Origin of the sequence: Leeuwenhoekiella aestuarii (genome assembly GCF_004104055.1) — a bacterium.
GTDB classification, from domain to species: Bacteria; Bacteroidota; Bacteroidia; order Flavobacteriales; family Flavobacteriaceae; genus Leeuwenhoekiella; species Leeuwenhoekiella aestuarii.
Genome location: NZ_QOVJ01000012.1, coordinates 18,728 through 45,628, shown reverse-complemented (window position 1 = coordinate 45,628; position 26,901 = coordinate 18,728). Strand labels below are relative to the sequence as shown.

The 26,901-nt window shown below is 38.5% G+C and carries 18 protein-coding genes and 1 pseudogene; 14 read left to right on the top strand and 5 right to left on the bottom strand.

Annotation, left to right across the window (positions count from 1 at the left end; genetic code table 11):
• Positions 1-28: 28 nt before the first annotated feature.
• On the top strand, positions 29-1,885 hold the full coding sequence (locus DSM03_RS17580; RefSeq protein ID WP_161567115.1) for a cytochrome-c peroxidase: 1,857 nt from the start codon (positions 29-31) through the stop codon (positions 1,883-1,885).
• A gap of 28 nt (positions 1,886-1,913) precedes the next feature.
• Positions 1,914-3,905, top strand: a complete 1,992-nt coding sequence (locus DSM03_RS17575; protein WP_161567114.1) for an alkaline phosphatase D family protein — start codon at positions 1,914-1,916, stop codon at positions 3,903-3,905.
• A 204-nt stretch (positions 3,906-4,109) separates the two neighbouring features.
• Here DSM03_RS17575 and DSM03_RS19160 read toward each other — a convergent pair.
• From DSM03_RS19160 to DSM03_RS17560, 4 genes and pseudogenes are all read right to left on the bottom strand, one after another.
• Positions 4,110-4,253 (bottom strand): annotated as a pseudogene (locus DSM03_RS19160) (IS3-like element ISLbl1 family transposase); the annotation flags it as partial.
• A gap of 627 nt (positions 4,254-4,880) precedes the next feature.
• Entirely contained in the window at positions 4,881-7,319 is a 2,439-nt protein-coding gene (locus DSM03_RS17570) for a TonB-dependent receptor (protein WP_128762808.1), read from the bottom strand.
• Complete coding sequence (locus tag DSM03_RS17565; RefSeq protein ID WP_128762807.1) at positions 7,307-8,428, bottom strand: DUF4249 domain-containing protein; 1,122 nt, start codon at positions 8,426-8,428, stop codon at positions 7,307-7,309. Before DSM03_RS17565 ends, DSM03_RS17570 begins: the two co-directional genes overlap by 13 nt.
• 277 nt (positions 8,429-8,705) lie before the next feature.
• The gene (locus DSM03_RS17560) at positions 8,706-9,281 is read right to left on the bottom strand and encodes an RNA polymerase sigma factor (protein WP_128762806.1); all 576 of its coding nucleotides are present in this window, start codon (positions 9,279-9,281) and stop codon (positions 8,706-8,708) included.
• 100 nt (positions 9,282-9,381) lie between these two features.
• Here DSM03_RS17560 and DSM03_RS17555 point away from each other — a divergent pair, with 100 nt between their 5' ends.
• From DSM03_RS17555 to DSM03_RS17525, 7 genes are all read left to right on the top strand, one after another.
• Complete coding sequence (locus DSM03_RS17555) at positions 9,382-10,503, top strand: FecR family protein (RefSeq protein WP_128762805.1); 1,122 nt, start codon at positions 9,382-9,384, stop codon at positions 10,501-10,503.
• A gap of 103 nt (positions 10,504-10,606) precedes the next feature.
• Positions 10,607-14,167 (top strand): SusC/RagA family TonB-linked outer membrane protein, encoded by a 3,561-nt coding sequence (locus DSM03_RS17550; RefSeq protein ID WP_236638945.1) that lies wholly within the window; start codon positions 10,607-10,609, stop codon positions 14,165-14,167.
• Positions 14,168-14,177: 10 nt separating this feature from the next.
• A complete protein-coding gene (locus DSM03_RS17545) occupies positions 14,178-15,593 on the top strand; it encodes a RagB/SusD family nutrient uptake outer membrane protein (protein ID WP_236638944.1) in 1,416 nt (471 codons plus the stop codon).
• A gap of 9 nt (positions 15,594-15,602) precedes the next feature.
• Positions 15,603-17,612 carry a TlpA family protein disulfide reductase gene (locus tag DSM03_RS17540; RefSeq protein WP_128762803.1) on the top strand — a complete coding sequence of 670 codons (2,010 nt, stop codon included), beginning with the start codon at positions 15,603-15,605 and terminating at the stop codon, positions 17,610-17,612.
• Positions 17,612-19,021, top strand: a complete 1,410-nt coding sequence (locus tag DSM03_RS17535) for an alpha/beta hydrolase family protein (protein ID WP_128762802.1) — start codon at positions 17,612-17,614, stop codon at positions 19,019-19,021. The genes DSM03_RS17540 and DSM03_RS17535 overlap by 1 nt, the downstream gene beginning before the upstream one ends.
• Positions 19,022-19,052: 31 nt before the next feature.
• Positions 19,053-21,185 (top strand): protein-disulfide reductase DsbD family protein, encoded by a 2,133-nt coding sequence (locus tag DSM03_RS17530; protein WP_128762801.1) that lies wholly within the window; start codon positions 19,053-19,055, stop codon positions 21,183-21,185.
• A gap of 614 nt (positions 21,186-21,799) precedes the next feature.
• On the top strand, positions 21,800-21,979 hold the full coding sequence (locus tag DSM03_RS17525; RefSeq protein ID WP_128762800.1) for an adenylosuccinate synthetase: 180 nt from the start codon (positions 21,800-21,802) through the stop codon (positions 21,977-21,979).
• Between the two features lie 198 nt (positions 21,980-22,177).
• Here the strand turns inward: DSM03_RS17525 and DSM03_RS19000 are convergent, their stop codons facing one another.
• Complete coding sequence (locus DSM03_RS19000) at positions 22,178-22,336, bottom strand: hypothetical protein (RefSeq protein ID WP_161567113.1); 159 nt, start codon at positions 22,334-22,336, stop codon at positions 22,178-22,180.
• A 257-nt stretch (positions 22,337-22,593) separates the two neighbouring features.
• On the opposite strand from DSM03_RS19000, the gene DSM03_RS17520 reads away from it, so the two are divergent.
• The 5 genes from DSM03_RS17520 to DSM03_RS17500 all read left to right on the top strand — a co-directional run bounded on the left by DSM03_RS17520 (position 22,594) and on the right by DSM03_RS17500 (position 26,698).
• Complete coding sequence (locus tag DSM03_RS17520) at positions 22,594-22,773, top strand: nitrilase-related carbon-nitrogen hydrolase (RefSeq protein ID WP_128762799.1); 180 nt, start codon at positions 22,594-22,596, stop codon at positions 22,771-22,773.
• A gap of 252 nt (positions 22,774-23,025) precedes the next feature.
• Entirely contained in the window at positions 23,026-23,226 is a 201-nt protein-coding gene (locus DSM03_RS17515; protein ID WP_128762798.1) for a hypothetical protein, read from the top strand.
• 289 nt (positions 23,227-23,515) lie between these two features.
• Entirely contained in the window at positions 23,516-24,484 is a 969-nt protein-coding gene (locus tag DSM03_RS17510; RefSeq protein WP_128762797.1) for an NADP-dependent oxidoreductase, read from the top strand.
• A gap of 1 nt (position 24,485) precedes the next feature.
• Positions 24,486-25,397 carry a helix-turn-helix domain-containing protein gene (locus DSM03_RS17505; protein WP_128762796.1) on the top strand — a complete coding sequence of 304 codons (912 nt, stop codon included), beginning with the start codon at positions 24,486-24,488 and terminating at the stop codon, positions 25,395-25,397.
• 224 nt (positions 25,398-25,621) lie between these two features.
• Positions 25,622-26,698, top strand: a complete 1,077-nt coding sequence (locus DSM03_RS17500) for a ligand-binding sensor domain-containing protein (RefSeq protein ID WP_128762795.1) — start codon at positions 25,622-25,624, stop codon at positions 26,696-26,698.
• The last annotated feature ends 203 nt before the right edge of the window (positions 26,699-26,901 follow it).

Genomic DNA, 26,901 nt, shown 5'->3' with positions numbered 1-26,901 from the left:
AAAAAGGCAAGATTCAAATTCCCCTTCTGTGAAAGAGACTGTCGCAAATCAGCTTGAAACTTTGGAGGATGAGCTAGACAGTTTGCAAATTGTGATTCAGAAATTTAGAAAAGGGATTCTGACAGAAGCTTTTTTACGAAAGCAACTTTCAAATACGCGTAACGCCTATAAGCAAGTAGAAAGCTACGTGACTTATTACTTTCCAGAACATGAAAAGGCCTACATTAATGGAGCTCCCATCCCGCATCTGGACCCTTATCCTGTAGGCCAGGCCGATACTGCAGGCGTAACTGATTATCTCAATTCACAGCCGCTTGATGACCTTGACGGTGGTTATTTTATGGATGGTGGTGCAAAAGTTCTTGAACCCATCGGTTTGCAAAGGTTGGATGAATTGATTTATAGCGATGAGGTAGATTCTTATAGGGAAAAGTTGTCAAGACTTATAGAGGTCTTACAGACAAAATTTGAGGTCCTGAAAGAAGCACTTCTTTCTCGAAAATACTATCACGATTATGAAGTTATTGAATTCTCTAGGCTGGAATTGGTGAGGATTACGACAAAGGGAATTACCGGTTTTGATACTCCGGGGTCTTTAAATGGTTTACAAGAATCCTATTATGCCATGCAAGGTGTCCAGGAGTTATTAAAACCGCTTATCGTTAAAGCCAGTATCGAACGTCAAATAGATGTACTTGATTTGTTTGAACAGGCGAAAGTGTTTTTACTTGAGAATAATGATTTTGAGACTTTTGACCGTTTTGAATTTATACGTTCTTATATAAATCCCTTATATAAAGGACTGCTTGATATACAGCGGGAACTGGGTATTGAAAGCACGGCAAGACTTAGGAATGAAACTCCATCTTGGAATGCCTATAGCGAGAATATTTTCGGTAAAGATTTTCTCAATCCATATAATTATACACTTTTGACCAGGGAAAAGGATAACCAGCAATTACAGGCATTAGGTAAAGACCTATTTTTTGACACTTCATTAAGTCAACGTGGAAACATAAGCTGTGCCAGTTGTCATCAACCGGAACTTGCTTATACTGATGGAAAAATGAAATCACTTGCAGGGGTGCCTAATCTTACCGTAAAGCGTAATGCCCCCACTTTGATAAACGCCATCTTTGCTAACCGTTTTTTTTATGATTTACGTTCTTATGGGATTGAGGATCAGTTGGAACAGGTAATAGAAGAGCATTTAGAATACGATACCTCTTTCGAAGAAATAGTTTCTAAACTAAACTCAGATAAATCTTATAAGCAATCATTTAATCAAATTTTTAAAACCGATACCATTACACGGTATCAGTTTACATCAGCCCTAATTTCTTTTCTCATTTCCTTGAAATCTTTTGATAGTCCCTTTGATAAATATATACGTGAAGAAGAGGAGCTTGATGCAAGTGTAAAAGCAGGTTTTAACCTGTTTATGGGAAAGGCTAATTGCGCAACCTGTCATTATGCACCCACTTTTAGTGGGTTGGTTCCGCCTTTATTTTGTGAAAACGAAAGTGAAGTTCTGGGAGTTCTTGCCAAACCCGGTGACAGTATCGTGGATAGTGACCAAGGCCGCATAAAAAACGGAATTAAGAATGAAGATAAATATATTTTTGAGAAATCATTCAAGACGATGACGGTAAGAAACGCTGCCCTTACTGCCCCCTATTTTCATAATGGGAGCTATGAAACCCTTGCTGAAGTACTCGATTTTTATAACGAGGGAGGTGCTGCAGGGATGGGACTTGAAGCACAAATACCACATCAAACATTGAGCTCTACGAAGCTTAATCTAACACAGAAGGAAATGGAACAACTAATCACATTTATAGAATCCTTAACCGATGTACCCAAAAGCGAACGAAAAGATCAATAAACCAAAATTAACTTTGAAACTTACTTTAATGAAGAAGATTATCACGATTATAATATTACTGGCAATGTATAATGCCGACGCGCAAATAACCATACCGGGAGATTCTCTTGTATATGGTCCCATGTTTAGTCCCGTGTATCAAAATAAGGTACGGGTGTGGGTTTTGACAAAAGATAATACGGGTAGTGCCAGTAATCTGACTTTGTCGATGACCTCAAATGCAAATACTAAAAAGCAACTGGAGGGCACGATCTATAATTCAGATGATAGGCATTTGGTATATACCGGTTTTGAGACTGGGGATTTGGACAGCGAAACCATCACCAGAGAAGAGGACTATAATTTACGCTCTTATGAATTTAATATCGCTTCTGGTGAAACCTACACGGCAAAATTACTTGAAAACGGCAAGGAAACCGGACGGATTGCAGTTATACAGGCAGAGCAGGATATCATAAATGATTTTACGTTTTTGGCAGGAGGTTGCGGAAGGATTTTTGATCTAAGCCGATGCATTGATCAGTGGGAATCTAAGCGAATTACAAATGGAGATCCGGCGATGTACGATGAGCTTATGGCAAAACAAGATAGCGATCTTATGGTCTGGCTGGGAGATGCAGTTTACTTGCTGGGAGAAGAACACGCCCATGGCGGTTGTCCTGAAAGTTTTAAAAGTGATTGGGACAATGAAGAGCAAGCATTTAAAAGGTACTTATGGTATAGAAAGTATTATGACAAATTATTACAAGCTATGCCGCAATTGGCTATAACAGATAATCATGATACAGGTTCAAATGAATTTGATAAAACCTTACCAGGGTTGCCGGCCACTCGAAAAATTTTTAAAGATTGGTGGCCAAATCCAGAATATAAAAATACGGTAGAAGGGGAAGGATTATTTTCATCTTACCGGTATAAGGATGTCGAGTTTTTTTTGACTGATAACCGAAGTTATAGAAACAATATTAAAGACCAATTTGGTGATGAACAATTAGAATGGTTAGAGCAAGCCCTACTAAACTCTACAGCTACATTCAAAATAATTGTGAATGGTACACCTAGCTTTAGAGAACTCGGCGGTAGAATCTGGGGAAGTAGTAAAAGGGCTCCTCATTTGCTGCAATTTATAAGAGAAAATAAAATTAATGGGGTATTATCGTATAGCGCAGATTTGCATCAACAACGTTTTATGCTAAGAGAGAAAGATACAGATTATCCATTAATAGATGTTGTGTCAGGTAATTTGAATTCAGATGCCCCTGAAACAGATAAACGCTACGCTAACTATAAGATAGATTACTCAAGTGAATTTGATTTGTTAAGAGGATCTTTACATGCTTTTCTGAGAACGAGTGTATATGGAAAAGCAGGAAACCGAAGAATGCTTATTGAGTTTGTAAATGGAAGAGATGAGGTTTTCTTTTCTAAAATTATTCATCAAAACACATTAACGAGCTCTAATAGTGAAGCAAAGGAACTGGAATTAAATTTTAGGAATAAATTAATAGATGAATCTCCCAAGAAACATACAATAAAAGCTGTACACTTAAAATATGGAAAGGACTCAGCAGAAAAATTGAATTATGCCGGAAAGTTTTCTAGTACTACTAGTCTTCGTGTCGTTCAGGATGAGACTCTTGATTTTCATAATAAATCATTTACAGTTACATTTAAGTTGAAACCGAAAGCATTTAAAAATGATGCAATTTTATTATCTAATGCAAAAGATTCTTCTGGTATCACTTTCGGGATTTCAGATGAGGGTAAATTAAACTATAAAATTAACGATAAAATGTATTTTTATCAAAGTGATTTTTCTCTATCTGTTGAACAATGGTCTGAGATTACTTGGAAATACAATAATCTTAGATTACAGTTGCAACTCTTTTATAACGGAAATTTAATTCAAACCTGGGAGGATGTTCATTCATCAGAACCTTCCAATGAAGATATTACGATAGGGCAGAATTATGAAGGATTAATAGAAAGTATTACTATTTACTCGAAATTTATAAATTGACCTACTTCCATAAAATGTGACTGATAAAAACTAGAGGTTTTCGGGCAAATAAAAGTTAAACTTTAAATAGATTATTTACTTATGAAACGTTTAAAATTCACAGATTATCAGATCGTTAACTTGCAACAAAAAACTGGACTTTAAGTTGCGTGACTATGCTAGTTTTTGATTATACATATCTAGAGGGTGTAAACTAAAGTCTGTTTGAGATCTAAGCTTATATTTATGCCAATATAACCATTCTACTTTCAGAGATTTAAAAAAGGAAACTGCTGTTACAATGCCGTAACAGCAGTTTCCTTTTAGACTCATCGATTGTTTTACCAGGCCTTTATAACTTTTAAGTAGAAACTTTGGCTGGCATATTGGTTTAGTTTTGAATATGATGGAGGGAAAGTTTATAAAGGCAATTTTCCACTGAAAAGATAGTAAAAAAAGATATTGATTAGGTGGAAATAATTAATTACAGTAGATTTTATATATTTTTGAATATATGAAAGCCATAATGGTTCATTTTAATGTCCTAATTGGTGTCCTATTTTAGAAATAAGAATGTAATTTGTTGGTATATAGCGGGTTGGTTGATTTTTTAGAATCCTGCCACCCCGACGAACCACTTTACAGTGGGCATCAAAAACCTGTTAATCTATTGATTAACAGGTTTTTTCATTTTATACCTTACCAAATGATATGGTTTGGTATCAAGCAGTTTAGTGAATGATTCGGTGAATTATCAAGCATTGAATTGTTCAGATACAGGAAATACAGAGAAGGAGGACGCGTTTAAATTTACTGCCTCGAATTAGCCACTAAGTCAAATGCTCCCTTTTTTGTTAAGAAACTCTTAAATTTCCTCTTTTCAAAACCCGTTTTCATATTCTCTTCATACTCTATCCTAGGCTTTGAGTAGGCTTTGCCTAGGGGATGCCTGGAAGTTGACCCGTCCTATGACCCGTGCTAAAATAACTATACAGATCAATCAAACACAAAGTTGTAGGTCAGAGAGAATATGGGGCTATTCATAATTGTAAGCTCGTAGGATCCTAAAGGGCTTCCTCGAAAAATATTGGCATTGGCATCCCCATTCCGTTGTGAATAATAGATGTTATACTGGTTTTTTCTGGCATAGATATTATAAATGGTGAAGGTCCAGTCGCCTGCCCATCTTCGATTCAATTTTTTACTATAGTTAACCTTCCACGAAAGATCTAGGCGATGGTAGGTTTTTAAGCGGACATTATTGCGTTCTAAAAAAATGGGCACATCAATACCTTCTATATCAAAATAGCCGTTAGCCGTAGTATAGGGGCGTCCGGTTTGCGCTGTGAAGTTAAAGCTTAGCGTATTGTATTTGCTTCCCTCTAAATTAATGGTGCTATTAAAAACATGAGGTCTGTCAAAATCTGAGGGATACCACGCGTTATTATTGACCCGATCTGCTAATTTTTCGCTTTCTGTCTTAAGGAAGCTTCTTGACCACGTATAATTGACCCAACCATTGATTTTACCCTTGGGCTTTCTCAAACTGAATTCTACTCCATAAGCTTCACCCTTTGCCTGTACCAGGTCGCGTTCTACAAATTCTTCTAAAAAGAAATCGGCTCCCGGCTTATAGGTCAAATTATTTTCGCTGCTTCTATAATAGGTTTCCATACCAAGTTCTACACGCTTATCCAGAACATCCTGATAAAGGCCAACGCTATAGCTGTCGCTAGTTTGTGGTGGTATATTGGCATCCGAGGTTTTCCATCTGGAGGTAGGAAGCGGGGTTGTAGCGTTGTAGATGTTCTGTAAGTACTGATTTAATCGTGCGTAGCTGGCTTTAAACGACGTATTTTCTCCCAATTTTAAATTCAGACCCAAACGCGGTTCCAAAGCGTTATAGCTTTTAACCTTTTCTCCCTTGTCAAATTCCGTTGTACTGATGATTTCTCCAGTGCTGTCATCAAATGCTGCAGCAGTATATGGGCCAACAAATGTAAAGTTGGTAAACCGAAAGCCTCCTGACAGCGTTAGAGTTTCAATAGGCTTCCAATTAAAATTGGTGTATGCGGAAACTTCATAACTTTTTTCCTCATCTAAAGAAATTGATAGAATGCCTTCCGACGTGCCGGGGTCCAACTTTCCAGGTTTTATTTTGTATCGATTACCCTGAATACCGGCATAATAGTTCAGACTTTTAGTTACTCTTTTTTCATATTCTGAAAAGATACTGGCCAAATTGATTTGCGATTCATATTCTATAGTGTTATCCCTTTCCTTTTCGGGAAATAAGGTTTTTGGAGTGTAGTCACTAAGCAGAAAAACGGTTCTTAAGCTGGAATTATCATTAAAGGAATGTGTCCACTGAAGCGTGTTGTTGAACGTTTTAAAATCGTATTGATTACTTTCGGCATTTACGTTTTCAATTTTCGCAATAAGATCAAGTTGGTAAAAATCTGTGCTGTAAAAATTCGTGAAGGAGATTTGGTCTTTTTCGGTAGGTAGATAGAGTAATTTGATGGTATGGTCATAAAACCGGGCTTTAGTATTTTTCAGACGTTTTGAAACGATGGGCAATAAAAAATCGGTAAATCCGGCTCTCGCACCGGCATATAGAAATAGTTTATCCTTAATAACGGGTGTCTCCAAAGAAAGCCTACTGGAAACCAAACCGATACCACCGCTTAACTTAAACTTATCTACATAGGGATTTCTAACTTTGACGTCCAAAACCGAAGTTGTTCTTCCACCGTAACGTGCAGGAATATTAGCACGATAGAGATCTATTGAACCAAGAGCTTCAGGCGTAAAAACAGAGAATAAGCCAAATAAGTGTGTAGGATTGAAAACAGGTGCATAATCATATAATACCAGATTTTGATCCAGGGAACCACCTCGCACGGAAAGTCCGTTGCTTACTTCACCGGCATTGTTGACACCGGGCAGTAAGGTCATACTCCGTAAAACGTCGACCTCCCCCAGAACTGCGGGCATTTTTTTAAGTTCAGCAGGAGCCAATTTCACCGCTCCCATCTGCGATGTTTCTAATCGTTCACTAACGCGTTTGGCGTTGAGTATAACCTCCGAAAGTTGCTGCTGTTCTTCGCTCAGTCTTAGTTGTATGGTTTTATTTTCATTGAGAAAAATTTCTGTTTTCAAGGTTTTATAACCGATGTAGGAGACTACTGCGGTATACGTGTCTTGTTCCAGAGTTAAGTTAAACGCTCCATCACTATCGGTCACACCTCCGCAAGAACAAGGATTTAAACTAATCTGAACATTCTCAATGGGTTTATTGGTAAGGCTATTCCGTATTTGAAAGGACAGCGTATGTTCTTGTGCTAAAATACCGTTTGTTAAACATAACCAGAAGATAAAACCCACTACCCAAAGGCTTCCCTGTTTATTCAGCACTTTTATTAATCTATCCATCCCTCAGGTTGTATTGATGTTCTGTGCCTGCTTTCATTACAGGGGGCATACAGGAAGTGAGGGCCTCCTGCGGTAGGCGGTGGCTCTGGTTTTGGAGTCCGCTGGTTTTCGATGGGAGACGCTTCAACTGTGGTACGATCAATCATAATGGATTCGGTAAATGCTGAAGCGGCCGTGAACCTTCCTAAAACATATTCATCCGGGTCTTCCGGATTATAAATGTTTCCTATAAGGGCTGCGGGTAAAGGAGCATTGAATCCCCCGTTATTATCTACCAGATCCTTGATGGCCCTGTAATACTCATAAGCTTTTGGTGTTAAAGAAAATTGTTGAATTTCAACGAGAACCCTGGTTTTTCGGGTTAGTGGCACCTGCGCTACGGGTAGGGAGGTGGTAGTGGTTCCATTAGAAAAGCTATCTGAAAAGATATTGATGTTATCTCCATAATCTATTTGCCAGCAATCCGATTCACACCAATAGGTATAATACTCTACGGTCTCATCAGGGATGCAGATTCCGTCTCTAAACTTACCTTGTACGCAGACCTTACAAATGCTGGGCTGGTCGTAGGTTCTATAGCGCCAGTAATAGTAATTATCCTGATTTCCCGGATCATCAAAGCTTATCAAAACCTCATGGCCCGGTATAAAATCATCATAATCCTCACTAAATTCCAGTTCATTATCAAATACAGCACTTATACTTTTAATAGGAACTGAAGGATTGATTGTCTCAACCTCAGATAAATAGGTGTTCCCATAGGGTAGACTTGCTTCCAAATACCATCGCTCACCAACGCTTCCCTTAAAATTGATATCTTCAGGGATATACTTAAAATCCTCTTCAAATAAGGCGACTCTTTCTCCTGTGACTTCATTTACAAAAGCGACTTTTGCACCACTAACAAAAATATTCCTGTAGTAAAGAGCCACATCAGACTCTGTGATGTTGACGTATGATGAACCTTCGGTAGTACCTACAAATCCATCGATGTAAATCATTCCCTCCTTAAATTCATAGGTTGGTGTAAGAGGATTTGTACATTCTAGGAAACTTAAGAATGCTAAAAACAGAACTATGCGAAATTTAGCTTTCGACGGGATAAACATATCTGGAAATTGAAATTAACTTATTTGTTTTCAGGTATTAAGGTACTCATTTTTATTTAATACACAATCGATTGCTTAATTTTGGAATCAACTGGTTTAGTAAATGATTTGGTGAGCACATTTAATTTATATTCCGATCTTAGAAGGACTTTTTGATTGGTTTGCCTCTCGTATTTTTATTAGCACTATCAACTTTGTATTTATAGTTGTCTATTTTGTGCAGAGTTGTTCTTATATAAGAATGTAGAAAAAAATTGTTTGACTGTTTTTATGTTGGTTACTTAAATCTACTTTTGGCAAATATTAAGGTAAGATATAAATCCGGTCTGTTTTTAAGTTCTTCCCGCAGTCGGGTATAGGCAATGCGTAATTGAGCTTCTATGGTTTTTGTTGAGATTTCCAGTTTTTTGGATATTTCCTTATGTGAATACCCTTGCTTTTTATGCATAGTAAAAATGATCCTGCACCGCTCTGGGAGGGACTCAACAGCTTTGGTGATGAGTTGAAGCTTACGCTCAAGCAGATCGTCTGGTTCTTCCGCAAGGTTAGTTAGCGTTTCATTTTTTAGCTGGTCGAGGTAGGTTTGCTGCTTTTTATTTTTTCGGTAGTTATCTATAAACTGATTATAAGCAGCGCTATAAATGTAACTTTTAACTGATGTAGTAAGATGCAACCGATCTTTTTTCTCCCAGAGTTTTATGAAGGTATTTTGAGCAATATCTTCGGCGTCTGCCGCTTTATCAACGTATTGCATTAAATAGGATACCAGGGGTTGGTATAATGCCTCAAAAATTTGGGCAAAAGAATGCTCATCACCTTTCTTAAGCAAATCATTTAATGCTTGGTTATTCATAGGGATTATGCATTATGAAGTAAAGGTTAAAAAAAAATTAAATTTTTTTAAGGGATGTTAGATTTTTTTTCGTCACTAGGGTGATTTATGATTGAAAACCATGGAAAACGTTGATGATTTAATACAAAAATTCCAGAACCGTTGCATAAGTGACGAGGAGTTGACGCAGCTTGAGCAATGGGTGAAAAGCAGCAAACGAAATACGTATTACTTTAAAAATGCAATAGAGCAGGATTACTTGCTAACTGCTTACAGCCGCAAAGATGAAAAATTCTCAGATTTTGATAAACTACTTCGCCCTGTTAAGTCTTCAAGCCGAAGAATAATCCCAGCCACACTATTTAAATATGCGGCAATATTAGTCTTGGGTATTTTTACCACGGCTTTGGGTTATTTCTATTTAACCAATCAGGAAGAAGCTGTCTACAACCCGGGCAAAATTACCTTTACCTACCCAAATGGAGAAACCATGACACTCGATGAAAGCGTACAGGTTACACTAACCGATGAATCTGGTAATACCCTGGGAGTTCAAAAGCAGGGTGAGCTTGATTTTACGGCTTCAAAAACACAGGATACTACTTATAATACGCTAAATGTCCCCAGAGGAAAACGCCTTAACCTGCTGCTGGCAGACGGCAGCCGGGTTTATCTCAATTCAGAAAGTACACTGCGGTTTCCTGCGCATTTCCCTGAAACCGGAACCCGTGAAGTCTATCTCACCGGAGAAGGTTTTTTTGAAGTTGCTAAAGATGCCCAGCATCCCTTTCGAGTTAATGCTGAAGAATTGCAGGTTGAGGTTTTGGGTACGCGCTTTAATGTAAACGCGTATGACGGGGCACAAGAAATCACCACAACCCTGGCAGAAGGATCTGTAAAACTAGTACAGGGTAATCAGGAAGCTAAGCTTGTACCGGGTGAAGCTGGTATCTGGAAGGCAAATGCAGACCAAATCGAAGTCAGTGAAGTGTTGGTGTCAAATAATACCGCGTGGATTGAAAATAGACTTTTATTTATTGATGAACCCTTTGAAACTATTGTCGAAAAAATAGAACGCAGTTACGGCGTAAAAATAATCAATAACAACCCATCGCTTGCAGCAACCCGCTTTAACGGAGATTTTGATCTCAAGACCGAAAGTGTAAACGATGTGTTAGATGCTTTTACGGCTATAGACTTTTTTGAATATTCCTACAAAAACAACATAATAACTATTAAATAAGTACTCATGAATTAAAACAGTAACTCATAAAAAAGAGGATGCGCCAACACCCTCTCTAACTCACATTAATTATTTCCTACAACAATTAACAGTTTTCAAAATTATGAAAATAAAGCAATTAAAGATGAAGGCTTCGGTCATTTTAACCTTGTTTTGTGCCTTGCAGGTTTTTGCATTTAAGGGTAGTGCCCAAAAATTCAGCATCAACCTCGAAGGAGTCAAAGTCGCTACGGTGATTGATCAAATCAAAAAGCAGAGCGACTACAAATTTTTTTATCGTGAAGATTTGCTTCAGGATGACTGGAAGGTATCTGTACAAACAAGCAGTGCAGCTATTGATGATGTGCTCAAGCAGCTTTTCGCCGATTTACCGGTGGACTATATCATCAAGAAAAAACAAATTATTCTAAAGGCCAAACCCGTTCCCGGAGCAGGTAATCAATCAAATACAGATTACGGCACTTTAGATCAAAATGAAATTTACGGTATTGTAAATGATCCTTACGGATATCCTTTGATGGGGGTTACGGTGTGGCGTAAAGGTACACGCAGCGGAACAGTTACTGATGAAGCGGGTAAATACCGCGTACAGGCTGCAATTGGCGATACTTTAGTGTTCAATTTTCTGGGTTTTAAACAGGAAGAAAAGCGTGTAGGCGAGGAGAACGCTATCAATATAACCTTGCAGGAAGATATTAACAGCCTGAGCGAAGTAACAGTTTTGTCTACCGGTTACCAGAATATTCAAAAAGAACGCGCCACAGGTTCATTTTCAGTAATTAAGGCTGAAGAATTGGAGAAAGTTCCTGTAAATAATGTGATGCATCAATTAGAGGGGAGAGTTGCCGGTTTACAAATAGACATTCTCGAGTCTGATAATACCTTTGTATACAGTAACCTTTTAGGTGAAACAGAAGGAAATACCAGTTACAAATATAGAATTCGCGGGCAGTCAACCTATCAGGGCAATGATAAACCACTTTTAGTTATTGACGGGGTTCCTTCAGAATTGGATATCAAAAACCTGAACTCTAATGATATCGAGAAAATCACCTTCTTAAAAGATGCAGCGTCAGCTTCTATTTACGGTGCGCGGGCTGCTAACGGGGTAATCGTAATTGATACTAAAAAGGGTAAAGAGGGTGCTACACGTATTAGTTTTTCTCAAAACTATACCTTCTCCAGTAAGCCCTCGCTCTCCAGTCTTCCATTGATGAATTCAGATCAGGTTCTGGATCTTGAGCAAGAGCTCGTAGACAAGAATATTATTTTTGACCCCTTGGCTGCGGGAAGTTTATTCAGTTCAGTCCCGGTAAGTGCAGGGGTAGAGCTTTTATTACAAAACCAGCGTGGTACTCTTAGCGATGCAGAGCTTTCAGATAAACTCTCAGTATTACGTGGGCGTAACAACTACAGCCAGATTGAAGATTATATGCTTCAGGCAGCTTCTTCAACCAATTATAATCTTTCAATAAGCGGAGGACAGGAGAACTATTCGTATTTCACTTCGGCTTCTTATGCTAAAGAAGAAACGCAAAGTAAAGGCGTAGATGGTAAACGTCTTACGTTAACAGCCAATCAGAATTTTGAATTATTTGATTTTGCTAAAGTATCAACCAGTCTTAAAGGGTCGTTTTTTGACTTTAATCAAAACGGTTTGGGCATAAGTCCTTTATCAGCATCAAGAACTACATTTTTACCTTATGATCAGATCGTGGATGAAGCCGGAAATCCGGTAGATTATTACCGTTCTTTTTATAGTGCAGATATACAAAATTTTGAGGAGGCGGGTTATTTGCCCTGGACCTACAACTACCTGGATGAATTAGCCAATTCTAACCAGGGTATCAAGGAGCAAAATTATTCTGCTAATATAAGTGTAACCCTACCTCTTTTTGATGGTTTATCAGCCATGGGAACTTATTTTATTGAGCGTTCCAATACCAAACAAGATAATATTTATGGTGAAAATACCTATTACACCAGAGACCGAATCAATATGGCTACATACCTTAATCCAACAACTCAGGAGCTAACAAGAGGTATTCCATTGGGAGCAATCTATCAGAAAAACGATTATACTGAAGGTAGTCAAACCATGCGCGGCCAACTTAATTACAATAAGGCTTTTGGCAAGCACGCGATAGATGCAATTGCAGGTATAGAGCTCCGCCAAATACGCACCGAAGTTTCCGGTGGATTTCTCTACGGTTATAATGAGCGTACCCAGCGGGCCATAGATTTGCCATCAACCACTTATACGAGTATTTATGGGTTTAATAATAATATAAGCTATAATCAGACAGAGACAAATCAACGTCGTCGCTTTTTATCGTATTACGCCAATGCAGCATATACTTTTGACACCAAATATGTGGTATCGGGTAGTGTACGCTTAGATGACTACAATAATTTTGGTGTAGATAAAAGTTATAGACGTACACCATTATGGTCTACAGGTTTAAAATGGAATATCAGCCGTGAGGACTTCTTAAAAGACGTGGAGCGGATTAATAACCTGAGTTTTAGAGCTACGTATGGTTTTAACGGAAACATCAGCCTTACCACGTTTCCTTTTACAAACATTTCTATTGCCGGTACAGACTATAACTTATCCAGACTGCCTTTTGCGTTTATTTCAGCACCTGCAAACCCGGCTTTGCGATGGGAAAAAACAGGGGTACTCAACTTTGGTCTTGATTTTGGTTTGTTTGACAACAGACTTAATGGAAGCGTAGAATATTACGTTAAAAACAGTGATGATCTAATTCAGGACTTTCCGGTTTCTGAATTTTATGGATTACCTAATAATACCTTAACCCGCAACACGGCAACTTTACGCGGAGAAGGAGTAGATATTAACCTAAACGGCGAGTGGTTAAGAACTCCTGATTTCAGCATCAATTCAACCTTTGTTTTATCGTATAATAAAAACGAGGTGACAGATTCGCGTTACGAAAATTATTCTAGCTTTCTTAATGGTACCGCAAGTGCACCCCCAATCGTGAACTATCCGCTTAACAGCGTTTTTGCTTTTAGGTCTGCAGGCCTGGATGAGAATGGTTCTACTATTGTATACGACCGTAATGAAGAAATCGTTGATGCCTTCACCCCTTTAACCGAAATTGACGATATGCAGTATATGGGCACGACAACGCCCCAATATTACGGAAGTTTTGCCACGACATTCACCTATAAGAAGTTGTCACTTTATGCGTTGGCCACCTACAAACTGGACTATGTTTTATTTAAACCCAGCTTTGGCAATTATATGTCCCGATACGGATCTTTTGAGGCATACGATTTGAACACCGATATTGCAGACCGCTGGAGAGCCCCTGGCGATGAGGCAAACACCAATGTTCCCGGAGTACAAGGTCTTGGCGGATTTAGTCTAAGCCGTTATCTATATAGCAGTGATCGAATTATAGATGGAGATCATATACGCCTGCGTGAAATTTCACTGACTTATGATTTTTCTGATTTGGTTGCCAACACGTTCTTACGCAATGCCTCTCTATCGCTTACAGCTCGCAATTTAGGTCTAATCTGGAGAGCAAATGATGATGATATAGATCCCGATTTCTTGCCCTTTACCAGTGGTAACCTTATACGTATACCACCCACTGCGATGTATTCAGTAGGCGTAAACCTTAATTTTTAATTTGATGATTATGAAAAAACATTCTTTATATATCCTGTTTCTCTTAATAAGTGTGGTTTTTGTAAGCTGCGATGATTATGTAGACATCAAGACCGAAGGCCGCCTGTATCCTGAGGAGACCGAAAATTACCGGTATCTTTTAAATCAGACTGCAATCTTTGATGCCTCATACAGCTTAGTAGATGTAGCCTCTGATGATATCGAGATGCGTGAAAACTATTCGAGCTTTTTTGAAAATAATTATGGTACATCAGATTATTACCGTCCTTTTAAGGATACCTATAAATGGGCTGATTCCATTTATTACACAGGCGATACAGATAATGATCTTGTTGTAATGTATGAAGGGCTTTATACGGCCAATGTGGTGATTACTGAAGTTTTAGAAAGTAATAATGGTACCGAAGCAGAAAAAGCCTCCCTACAGGCTGAAGCTTTAGTACACAGAGCGTATATCTTTCTCGATTTGGTAAATATTTTTGGAAAAGCCTATGACGCAGAAACGTCGGAAACAGATTTGGGAATCCCGATGTTTACAGAGCCTACGGTAACTGAAGATATAACCCGTGCCAGTGTTAAAGAAGTTTACGATCAGATTGTTAGTGATCTGCAACAAGCTATTGATGGTGGGCTTTCACCCAAACGTACCGGGATTGAGGTAGGATTCCCATCGTTAGCCAGTGCACACGCGTTACTTGCCCGTACATATTTGTATATGGGGCGTTATGCCGAAGCTCAGGCTGAGGCTGAAAGTGCATTGGGTTTACAAAGCAGTTTGTTAAACATGGAGGACTATATAGAGACTCCAGATTCTGGCTGGCCAAGACGTATTGAAGATCCGGAATTGATCTTGTCTAAAAAAAGTATTAGTACCTATGTTTATGCACCTTCCTTACTTACGTTAAATGATGAATTGCTAAACACGTTTGAAGAAGAAGATTTACGCTATCAGTCGTATACACGACCTATAAGTGAAATGAGTTATGATCAGGTTAGCGGCGGAAGAGCCTATTGTGTGGCACTTCTAACGGGAGAGGCGCGTAATGCAGGACCTACGGTACCAGAAATGTTACTCATCAAGGCAGAAGGAGAGGCGCGTGCCGGCAATGCCGATGCAGCTATGGCCACGATTAATAAACTGCGCCAGGCACGATTTAAGGCTGACGAATATCAGCCTCTTGCTGCAGCAGATGCTGATGATGCTTTGGTTAAAGTTCTAGAAGAGCGACGTAAGGAGTTGATGGCAAAGGGTGGTTTCCGCTGGTTTGACCTTAAGCGACTCAATAAAGATCCGCGTTTTGCTAAAACCATCACGCATCGCTATGTTGATGAGGTGTTCACCCTTGAACCCGGTGGAGATCGTTATCAGTTTCCATTTGCATCCAGCTTATTTCAATATGCACCCAACCTGGAACAAAACCCATAAGCTAGAACTATGAGATTATTCAATGTATTTAAAATAATAACGGTTTTCGCATTCCTTTTAATTAGCCTTGCCTTTACGGGTAACATATGGGGACAAGATCAGGAGGAAGTATTTAGTGTAGAACCCAGGTTTCCCAAAGGGGGAGATCTGGTTACACTAAGCTACGATGCTTCACAAGCACCTCTTAAGGATAGGGATAGTCTGAGCGCTGTTGTATATACCTATGCCGATTTTCAATGGAATGTGAAAAACTTGAATCTTGAGCAAACCGATGATGCCAAATGGCAGGGAAAACTAGAGCTAGAGCCGGGCATAGCCCTAATCAATTGTGTGTTCTACGCAAAAGACACGCTTGACCGCGGTGGTGCTAATACATACACCTGGATGATTAATAATGCCCCCGGTTCCTATTCGGGCTGGGGGATTATGCGTAATCCAAACATCAGTGAAGATTTTCCGCAACAACTGGATTCCCTGTCTTTTATTGAAGATCCTGTGACTTTAATGTGGCTCAACAATGAAATGCGGGATAATCCTTCCAGCAGATCGCATATTTTTTATTCAGGCTTGCGTCTGCTGCAACGTACCAAGGCTGAAGATCAAACCGGGCGTATCAAAGAAGAACTCAATTATATTTTGAGTCTTCCCGCGCTCGATTTAAAGCAACAGTATGATGTGCAACGCAGTCTTGAATTAATCCCGGGAAATCAGACTTACGTTGATTCTGTAGAAAGCGTGTTACTTTCCAAATACCCCGATGGTGTTCTTGCCAGAGATCGTGCCATCAAGCAACTATTCCGCGAAGCGGATCTTGACAAGCGTGTAAAGGCATACGATGCTTTTATAAAGCAATTTCCGGAAGAAAAATTTGAGGATATTTCTACAACCACCGAAGAGCTTTACTACGATAAACTATACCGCAGTATAGCCTACACTTATATCGCAGAAAATAAGGATTACAGTTTTGTCTTTGATAAGTTAAAAAGTGCATCGTACACAAATCTGGTAGATTATGCCTGGCATTTAGTGAGCATTCCTTATACCAATGAGAGTATGTCGCTAGATAGCTTGCAGCTATTTGCAGATCGTATTTTCCCGGAGATTGAAAGTAGGGAACAGGAAGTTCCCAAAGCATATCGCGGAAAACTTTCGCCAAATCAATGGAAAGCGATGGCTTTAAAAGCAGCAGCGTCTGAATACCTGACCTATGCGAAGATTTTGAATGAGCAGAAAGATTATAAGCATGAAGCCTATTATTTAAACAAAATAGCAGCCTTGTTGAAGTATGAGAATACCGAATATAATGCGTTGTACACCCGGCAATTGGTGCGTCAGAACAAGATGGATGAAGCGGTAAGCTTTATTGCAGCTTGTTTGAGACAGAATAATACATCTCCAGAAATGCTCCAGATTTTAAAGGAGGAATATCTAAAATCAGGGAAAGATGCGTCTGGTTTTGACGAATATGTAGCCAGTCTTAAAACCGGTGCCGAAAATCAGAAAGAAAAAGAGACGCTATTGACCCAATTGATCAAAAAACCAATCGAAGATTTTTCTTTGGAAAGTTCGTACGGTGGTAAGGTTAATCTCAAAGATCAGCTGGGAAAAATCGTGGTGATCGATATGTGGGCAACATGGTGTGCGCCCTGCAAAAAGGCAATGCCGGGGATGAAAATGGCGGTAGATCATTATGCCGATGACGCTAATGTGAAGTTTTACTTTCTGGATACGCAGGAATATGTGAAGGATTACAAGACCAAAACGGCTGCCTTTATCAAGGAAAAAGGATATCCTTTTGAAGTGCTTTACGATGCGGTTAATCCCGAAAACGGCAAGCCCGAAATGGTGTACACAAAATATGCAAAAGCGTTTCAGTTCTCGGGAATTCCACAGAAAATGATCATAGATCAGGATGGGTATCTAAGATGGCGCTCTACCGGATATGAAGGTAGCCCTAGTGCCTTGGCAGATGAGATCAAAACCATAGTTGATTATTTGAAGGCTGAATCTAAATCCTAATGACTTTAAGGAGAATTCACATTATACTAGTGCTTGTAAGTTTAAGCACCGGACTTTCCTGGGGGCAAGGTTTATGGCAGGGGCAATACCATGCCAAACGCTTGCTCCTGGAGAAAAGTCAAAATCAGAATACTAAAGATTCGTTCTTTTTAAGCAGTCCGGAATATTATTACAATCGGCTTCCGCTTCAGCAAAACTATTTTGGCGATAGTCTGATCTTAAAAAATGAGGAGTTCAATTTAGAATTGAAGCTTGCTTCTCAACTAGACACTACGTTTACGGTCGTATTTACCAATTATGAAGGCGAATATTCGATTCAATTTAATCGGGTAAATGCGTTGCAACCGCACAGCTATCCCCAGCACCCTAAGGGAGCTTTACCTTATGCAAGCAGCGAACTTCTATTTAGCGGGAAAAAAACCGGTATTGATTATGGAGGGACTTTGGTGATCCCAAATGATAAGAAACACTATCCTTTGGCGATACTGCTCAATGGTACCGGTCGGCAAGACCGCAATTATACCTATAGCGGGCACCAGTTTTTTACGGTTTTGGCAGATGCTTTAGCCCGTAACGGAATCGCTTCTTTTCGAATGGACGACCGCGGAACGGGAAGTACTACCGGAAATTTTGAAACTGCCGGAATTAGTGATTTTACCGCTGATGCTCAGGAAGCACTCGACTATTTAAAATCCCGTGAGGATATTGATAGCCGGTTTGTAGGATTAATTGGTCATAGTGAAGGGGGAGTAGTGGCTTCCCGACTCACGGCACAGGACAGCGATGTACGGTTTATGGTAAGCCTTTCGGGCGTAGGGGTCTCAGGGCTAAAAATCCTTGATTTACAAAATACCGCCATTTTAAAAGCTTCTAAAATGCCAGACAGTTTGGTCAACCTGCAAATGGATTTATACCGCGTGTTGTTTAAAACCGTTCACGAAAATCAGCAACCTGATAGCCTTAAAACGGAATTGGAAAAGAGGGTAAAAAACTGGATACAAGATAAAAGTTCCACAAGCCTTAATGTGTTGCAATTGGCCGACGGTAGAGACCAGACCTTGATTTACCGCTTTTGCAGCAGCGCAAAAACCAAGGCCTATAAAGAAATGATTCAATATGACCCGAAAGACTATTTACCCAAAATAGAGGTTCCGGTTCTTATCCTAAATGGGGATGCTGATATTTTTGTTCCGGCTTCTGAGAATGTAGCTTCTTTCAAAGAAAATCTAATTAATGCTCCCGTAGTGACAACCCATATTTACCCAGGTCTGAATCATATGTATCAACATTGCAATACCTGTACTTCGCAGGAAATAAGTATGCTGGATGAGGTTTTTGCGCCCGAAGTAATGCAGGATGTTGCTAATTGGATTCTTAAGCAATTTTATTACGCACAATCGGGTAATTGAGATACAACTAACTCGTAAAAAAAACAGATAAATGAGAGTCTTCTTATTCCTATTGAGCATAAGCTTCAGCCTTCAAAGTCTAAATGCACAGATTTATGATCCGGTGTCCTTTGAAACGGCAGTTGTGCAAAAGAAGCAAGGAGAATACGAATTACAGATAAAAGTTCAGCTTGAAGCGGGTTGGCATCTTTATGCCCAGCAGGTACCCGAAGGAGGACCGATTCCTACATCTTTTGAATTTGAGGCGTCTGAAAACTATGAGCTTAACGGTGTTGTTAAAGAACCTAAGGGAAAAGAAGTTGACGACCCGGTTTTTGAAATGCGGATCAAGTATTTTGAAGATGAAGTGCTTTTCACCCAAAAAATACTACGCAAAACCCCCAATGTATTTACAATAAATGCGGTTATGAACTATATGGTTTGTAATGATGAAAGTTGTCTTCCGCCGGAAGGTAAAGCACTTGAATTTCTACTAAACCAGGAACCGGAACAGCCAGCCAAAGCAGCTCCTGAAACTCAACAAGCCGTTAAAGAAACTATAAAGCCTTCGAATCCCGCCCCAAGGGAAGAAGAATTTGACAACCAGGCAGATGCTCAGGCTAATTTGGATACCACCTCAAATCAGCAAGCAGCAATTAAGGAGACCGAAAAACAAAACGACTCCCTTGATACCTTTCAAACTTCAACGAATATTCAATCGAAATCAGAAAATTTTACATCTGGCGGTAATCAGACTGAAGAATCCCGGGGTTTACTCACGATTTTTATTCTAAGTTTTCTGGGAGGTTTTGCAGCTTTGCTCACGCCTTGCGTCTTCCCGATGATACCTATGACGGTAAGCTTTTTCACCAAACAGAGTAAAACCCGTGCCAGCGGGATTAAAAATGCGTTGCTCTACGGCCTTTTTATCATCGTGATTTATGTGGTGCTGGGTTCTGCGGTGACTACGATCTTTGGTGCCGATTCGCTCAATGCGCTCTCTACAAATGTGGTCTTTAATTTGGTCTTTTTTACCTTGTTGGTCTTTTTTGCTTGTTCCTTTCTGGGTGCTTTTGAACTGGTGCTTCCCAGTTCGTGGGCTACCAAAATTGATTCACAGGCAGACCGCGGTGGCCTTATCGGCATCTTTTTTATGGCGCTTGCTCTGGCCATTGTTTCGTTTTCGTGCACTGGTCCCATTGTGGGCACTCTGCTGGTAGAATCAGCGTCAAAGGGCGGGATAGCCCCAATTGTGGGGATGTTGGGCTTTTCGCTGGCGATTGCGTTACCCTTTGCCTTGTTTGCCGCTTTTCCCGGTTGGTTAAACTCGTTACCTAAGTCTGGTGGCTGGCTCAATACGGTCAAAGTGGTTTTAGGCTTTTTAGAGCTTGCCTTTGCCTTTAAATTTTTAAGCAATGCCGATTTGGTGCTGCAATTACATCTATTAGAACGCGAGACATTTTTAGCGATCTGGATTGCAATTTTTGGAGTTTTGGCGTTTTATCTCTTCGGAAAGATTACGTTACCGCACGATAGTCCTTTACCGCATATCTCGGTAGGAAGGCTCGGCTTGGGCCTTTTTGTATTAGCCTTTGTGGTGTATATGATTCCGGGTCTGTGGGGAGCGCCCCTGCAATGGATTAGTGGTTTCCCACCACCCACGCAGTATAGCGAGTCTCCGTACGGTGTAGGGAATAGCAAAGGGGTTGCGAGCACTTCTATAGAGCTTCCTGATCAAGCAGAATTAGGGCCTCTAGATCTGATTACGTTTAAAGATTATGAAGCCGGGATGGCCTATGCCAAAAAGGTGAACAAGCCGGTGATGCTTGATTTTACGGGCTATGCCTGTGTAAACTGCCGCAAGATGGAAGAGCGGGTATGGCCTGAACCTAAGGTTCAGCAGGTGCTGCGAGATGAGTTGGTGTTGATATCACTTTACGTGGACGATAAAAAAGAGCTTCCTGAAGCGGAGCAGTATATTTCTGAAACCACCGGTAAGAAAATCACGACCATAGGGAATAAATGGAGTGATTTTCAAATCAAACACTATAAGGCAAATGCACAGCCGTATTATGTATTGATCAATAATGAAGGAGAGAATTTAAACATTCCCACAGCTTATGATCCTGATGTGGAGTCGTACCTAAACTGGCTCAAAGAAGGTTTAGGACAGTTTAGAAATTAAATTTTGAGAAATATTCTCTGGCGAAAGAAAACCAGCATATCATTAATTAATTTATTTGAATTAGCCTTTAAATAAAGACTTTTAACTCATGTTGATTTTATTTTGAAGGGAGCTTGAGTCATCGGATTTAGGCTCTCTTATTTTAATGATTTATTACACGCTTATCAGATTGTGGCAGTAGGTTGATAGCTATCCCGATAGAATATAATAGAAGAAATTGAAATAGTTAGTTGCTGTTTTTCCTAGAATCTTTAAGGGGGATTAGATAGAGTATGCAATTCTAGTTTGGTCTATCACATAATTTATCAAAGACGGCCAAATACTATTAATCTTAATGTTCTTTTTAAAATAATTAATGATATTCAGTGAATGGATCAAACATTGAATCACATAGAGACAAGAAATATGGGGGAGGACATTGTTGAGTTATCTGCTAACCCGACTAACCACATATCAGTGGACATATTTAAAAGGGCTTATTTTTTTAGGAAAGAATTTTAGGTGAAATAGGGAGATAAAGAGCAGGAAAGGAAATTGGTTTGATCTGAGTTACTCTTTTTAAGTTTGTGTTTTCTTTAATACCGCTCTATTGGTAAAAGTTTTAATTTCAGGCTATGCTGACAAAACTGTTTTTTGCTTTATACCAATTACCTCAGGGAACTCAGAATCCTGATGATAATCTTCCTGTGGATTTTAATGATCCTTTTGATGTAATTGTTTTTGTAATACTTCCCATAATTCTTATCGTAGGTTATATTCTCTGGAAACGAAAACGAAACAATCGTAAGGATTGAGTTTCCAGCAGGGTAGACGTATAATTCTAGAAAATATAATTTTAAGAGTTTATCTTTTATACCGAGGTCAAAAGAATAAGAAATTCAAAAAGAAATTCCAGATTTACCCATTGCCATCCAAAGCGGGTAAAGGCCACTAGTTTGATAGAATCTGAAACAGCTTTGGAGGTTTGTGCCATTTTCATACCTTCATTCAGTTCAGGTGAAAGCGGCTTCGGCAATTTTACCACCAATGCTTAAACCTGCGGTAAGATCACTGTTCACATATACGCCAGTTTGAGAATGAGCTGCTTCGAGTTTAAGAAGATGATCAGCTTCAAAAGGAAACATCTTAGTCAGTACTTTTCGGGTCTCCATGCTAATACAGCTTTTTCTGATGGGTAAAAAGGTATACTCGTCGGTTCAAAGGGATCTGAAATTGTAATAGGGTAGAGGTGTGGTTCTTTAAACAGGCGGGTGCGCTTTATGGTTCTGTATGTTATATAAAATCAGTGTTTTTCTAAATGGATACAAACAACAAAAAGTATTGATATCCCGTAAGTTTTGACAGAATATCTTTATATTTAGTAGTGGTATAACACGTTGGTGTAATTAATACAAACTAAACTCAAGAAATGAAAATTAGTCTTGCGCAAACTAAATTTGAAAAAGGAAATTTAATTAAGAACATACAAAACCATTTAGAATTAGTTGAGCGTGCAATTGATTTGAAATCTGACCTGATTGTGTTTCCAGAACTTTCGATTATCAACTATGAGCCTAAGTTGGCACATGAGTTTGCAACAGATATATGATAGCATTTTTGATCCATTTCAAAATTTATCTGATGAAAACCAAATAAGAATTGGTATGCCAACAAAGGCATCGGATGGAATAAATATTAGTATGTTGATTTTTCAACCAAATGATGAGCGAATAACTTATTCCAAGCGTTTACTTCATTTTGATGAACTACCCTATTTTGTAAGCAGTAATAACCAACCCTCTCTAAAGATAAAAATATCGCTCTTGGAATTTGTAATGAAACACTTCAACGAGAACATTTTGTGAAAGCAAAAGAAAATAATGCTGATTTGTATATTGCAAGTGTTTCAAAATCAAACAGAGGAACGGATAAGGCGTGTAAATATTTTCCCTTAATAGCCAAAGAATTTGCAACACCAATTCTAATGTGTAACGCTATGGGTTATAGCGATAATTTTGTCGCTAATGGATTAAGTTCTGTTTGGAATAAAAGGGAGAATTAATAGGACACCTTGATAAAGCAAATCAAGGACTTTTGATTTACGATCTAAAAACTGAAGAAATTGAACTGGTACAGGAAAACAATAACTATTTTCAGCAAGGTATATAGTGCATACCCTTCGGGATATTCACCATGCACAAACCATTAAGCAAAAGCCCGCCGGCCCCTCTTGTACTAAAATTAATTTTAGTTTTTACAAACGAACTTCATTTTAGCCTACAACAAAGTCAATTTCGGCTACATCAGATTTCTTCCTTCTGCTCAACTTTGTATTAATAAAATACAGAAACATGAAAGCAGTAGTAATCAACGAATTTGGCGGAACGGATGTATTGAAAATAGAAGAAATAGAACGTCCCGTACCAGCAGCAGATGAAATTTTAGTAAAGGTTTATGCAAGCGGTATAAATCCTGTGGACAGGGTTGTTCGTGAAGGCGGTAACGCTGTATTGCGACCTTATTTAAAGCTGCCCTTGATTTTAGGTTGGGACGCATCAGGGGTTGTAGAAAAAATGGGCAGCAACGTTACAAACTTTAAAAAAGGCGATGAAGTATATGGCGTTCCTAATTTTCCAGGTAACGGCAGCTATGCCGAATATGTAGCAGCAAAAGCAAGCCAATTTGCGTTGAAACCTAAAAGTCTTTCTTTTAATGAGGCAGCTGCAGTTCCTTTAACGGGACTTGTAGCAGCGAATTCAATTTTTGACCTTGGAAAACTGAAAGCAGGGCAACGTATTTTTATTCAAGGTGCATCAGGAAGTGTCGGAAATTTTGCCGTGCAATTTGCAAAAATAAAAGGTGCTTATGTTATTGGTAGCGCTTCTACAGATAATCAGGAATTTGTAAAGCAACTTGGCGCAGATGAAGTGATCGACTATAAGACAGAATCATTTGAAGCGTTATTGCAAGATATTGATATTGTATTTGAAGCTTCATCAGTTAGGGATAATAAGGAGCGTTTAAAGAGTATAAGCATATTAAAAGAAGGCGGAATTTTTATTAGTGCCAATGTGGACTTCCCTTTTGATGAAACAGTTGAAAAAGCAATGGAGGACAAGAATGTCAAAGGAGAATTTCTTGCTGCACAAATCAATCATCTCTCATGGCTCAATCAATTTACACAGTGGTTTAATGAAGGTAACGTAAAAGTGACTCTGGGCAATGTGTATGCTTTAGAACAAGTTGCCGAAGCACACGAGGAAAGTGAAACCGGACACGTTCGTGGAAAATTTATAGTAGAAGTGAGAAAAGAAAATTAAAATGACAAAGCACATTAAAACCATACCCGAATTTCATCAATACAGGGGTTTACCCAAGCCTGAACATCATTTAATTAGTGTTATTGATGTTGAAGATGTTCAACACTGGCATGCTGATGAACCCATGAATTTAGCGTTGGATTTTTATGTGATAGCTCTTAAAAGAGTTTTGAGTAAAGGCAAGGTTAATTATGGGCAAGGCCAATATTATTATGATGAGGGCATTATGTCATTTATGTCACCCAATCAGATTTTTAATATTTCCAAAGAGAAAAATGAAGCATTAAAACAATCAGGGTGGGTGTTACTTGTTCATCCCGATTTTTTTTGGAATACTGTATTGGCAAATAAAATCAAGCAGTACGAGTATTTTGAGTATTCGGCAAATGAAGCATTGATGATTTCAGAGAAAGAAGAAAAAACGATTGTCGGAATTATTGAACATATTCAGCAAGAGTATCACGCAAACATTGACAATTTTAGCCAGGATATCATCATAGCCCATTTAGAAACACTATTGAATTATGCCGACCGTTTCTATCATCGTCAATTCCTCAAACACAAAAAAGTCAATCATCAAATTCTTGAGAGGTTTGAAAAATTAATGTTGGATTACTTCAGGGATGTTGCCCTAACTCAAAAAGGGTTGCCAACTGTTCAGTATATTTCTGAGGAATTGAATGTTTCTGTAAGTTATCTAAGCCGTTTGCTTAAAACCCTAACCGGACAAAGCACCCAACAGCACATTCACGATATGTTAATTGAAAAAGCCAAAGAAAGACTAGCAACCACAGAATTAACGGTAGGCGAAATCGCATATGAATTAGGCTTTGAACATTCACAATCGTTCAGTAAATTATTTAAGATTAAAACCAATCAATCGCCTTTAGAATTTAGACAAACCTTTAATTAAATTTCTTCTTTTCTATTTTTTTATAAGTCTCGCAAGTCTGTAACGACTGAAAGCAAGAAAAGGGAAAATGCCAGTGCATCCACCGTTTAAAAACAATCGATAGATGAGTGCTTATCGGAAAGTCTAATGGGCATTCCTAACCTTGTTTTCTTTTTCTATCTTACAGACTTTTAGCATATAACATTTTTTATAAAACTTGTTGTGAGCCATTAGTAAAAATTTAAATGAACAGAAAAAGTAAATTGATCTACTTAATAATCATATTGACGCTAAACTTTTCTTGCTTTGAAAAGAAATCAACCGAAAATGAAGTAATTAGTCAAGAATGGGTAAATACCTCACAAACCGACATTTTAAAATTTACTTCGGGTATACGCGCCATTTTTCAAGACAGTAAAGGCAATTATTGGTTTGGAAGTCATAATGAAGGAGTATGCAAATATGATGGAAATACATTTAAATACTTTACAACTAATGACGGTTTACAGGACAACCAAATCCGTTCAATTCAAGAAGATAAAAACGGAATAATCTGGATTGCAACAGCAAGAGGTGTGAATGGTTATAATGAAGGTAAATTCACAAGTTATGCAACTCAGTTTAATGCTCCAAAATTTGACTGGAATACTACAACTGGAAATTTATGGTTTTATGCGGGAGAAGAAGAAGGTATAAGCCGTTTTGACGGAATAAATTTGAATTACTTAGTCTTTCCAAAGCCTGAGAATATTGACCCATATAACTCATTTGGCGTAACTGGTATCTCAATTGATAAAGAAGAACGGGTTTGGATTGCAACCTACTCTGCATTATTTAGTTACGATGGGGAAATAGTAGATGTTTATGAGCATGAAAAATTAAACCTTGAGGATAATGAACAAATTCATATACGAAGTGTATTAGCAGATTCAAAAGGACGAATTTGGATAGGAAATAACGGAATTGGTGTAATCCTTAAAAGTGGAGATTTCACAATACACTTTTCAAAGGAACAAGGTAAATTAATTCCAATGAAAGAGTTTAGATCTAACATCCAAAATGGTCAAACCAATAAAAATACGGGACTTCAATCCGTTTTTGCAATTGAGGAAGATAATGAAGGGAATATTTGGTTTGCAGATAGAGATTCAGGAGTTTGGAAATATAATGGAGAATCTTTGACAAATTTCACAATCGATGAAGGACAAAAATCACAAATAATTTGGGATATATACTTGGATAAAAACAAAACCTTACTTTTTGGAATGGAAGATGGAGGAGTTTATAAATTTAACGGAAAGTCATTTGATAAAAGGTTTTGAAAAATAAAATACTTACCGTTGTACTCAATTAAAAATGAATGCCTGAGAAACCTGTTAAAAAAAGATAGAGAAAAAGAATTTAATAAAATCTTCAAAGATAAAATTGATCCTTTTTTTGTTTCTGAAGGTTTCAGAAGACATACTAAAACCTCAAAGCGGCTATTCAAGAATTTAGGAAATGAATTGTCAGTTTTTATCATCTT

Bases quoted from the DNA above. Each gene is read 5' to 3' on its own strand.
- DSM03_RS17575 (WP_161567114.1), top strand. From the start codon at position 1,914: ATGAAGAAGATTATCACGATTATAATATTACTGGCAATGTATAATGCC.
- DSM03_RS17570 (WP_128762808.1), bottom strand. From the start codon at position 7,319: ATGGATAGATTAATAAAAGTGCTGAATAAACAGGGAAGCCTTTGGGTA.
- DSM03_RS17565 (WP_128762807.1), bottom strand. From the start codon at position 8,428: ATGTTTATCCCGTCGAAAGCTAAATTTCGCATAGTTCTGTTTTTAGCA.
- DSM03_RS17560 (WP_128762806.1), bottom strand. From the start codon at position 9,281: ATGAATAACCAAGCATTAAATGATTTGCTTAAGAAAGGTGATGAGCAT.
- DSM03_RS17555 (WP_128762805.1), top strand. From the start codon at position 9,382: ATGGAAAACGTTGATGATTTAATACAAAAATTCCAGAACCGTTGCATA.
- DSM03_RS17550 (WP_236638945.1), top strand. From the start codon at position 10,607: ATGAAAATAAAGCAATTAAAGATGAAGGCTTCGGTCATTTTAACCTTG.
- DSM03_RS17545 (WP_236638944.1), top strand. From the start codon at position 14,178: ATGAAAAAACATTCTTTATATATCCTGTTTCTCTTAATAAGTGTGGTT.
- DSM03_RS17540 (WP_128762803.1), top strand. From the start codon at position 15,603: ATGAGATTATTCAATGTATTTAAAATAATAACGGTTTTCGCATTCCTT.
- DSM03_RS17535 (WP_128762802.1), top strand. From the start codon at position 17,612: ATGACTTTAAGGAGAATTCACATTATACTAGTGCTTGTAAGTTTAAGC.
- DSM03_RS17530 (WP_128762801.1), top strand. From the start codon at position 19,053: ATGAGAGTCTTCTTATTCCTATTGAGCATAAGCTTCAGCCTTCAAAGT.
- DSM03_RS17525 (WP_128762800.1), top strand. From the start codon at position 21,800: ATGCTGACAAAACTGTTTTTTGCTTTATACCAATTACCTCAGGGAACT.
- DSM03_RS19000 (WP_161567113.1), bottom strand. From the start codon at position 22,336: ATGGAGACCCGAAAAGTACTGACTAAGATGTTTCCTTTTGAAGCTGAT.
- DSM03_RS17520 (WP_128762799.1), top strand. From the start codon at position 22,594: ATGAAAATTAGTCTTGCGCAAACTAAATTTGAAAAAGGAAATTTAATT.
- DSM03_RS17510 (WP_128762797.1), top strand. From the start codon at position 23,516: ATGAAAGCAGTAGTAATCAACGAATTTGGCGGAACGGATGTATTGAAA.
- DSM03_RS17505 (WP_128762796.1), top strand. From the start codon at position 24,486: ATGACAAAGCACATTAAAACCATACCCGAATTTCATCAATACAGGGGT.
- DSM03_RS17500 (WP_128762795.1), top strand. From the start codon at position 25,622: ATGAACAGAAAAAGTAAATTGATCTACTTAATAATCATATTGACGCTA.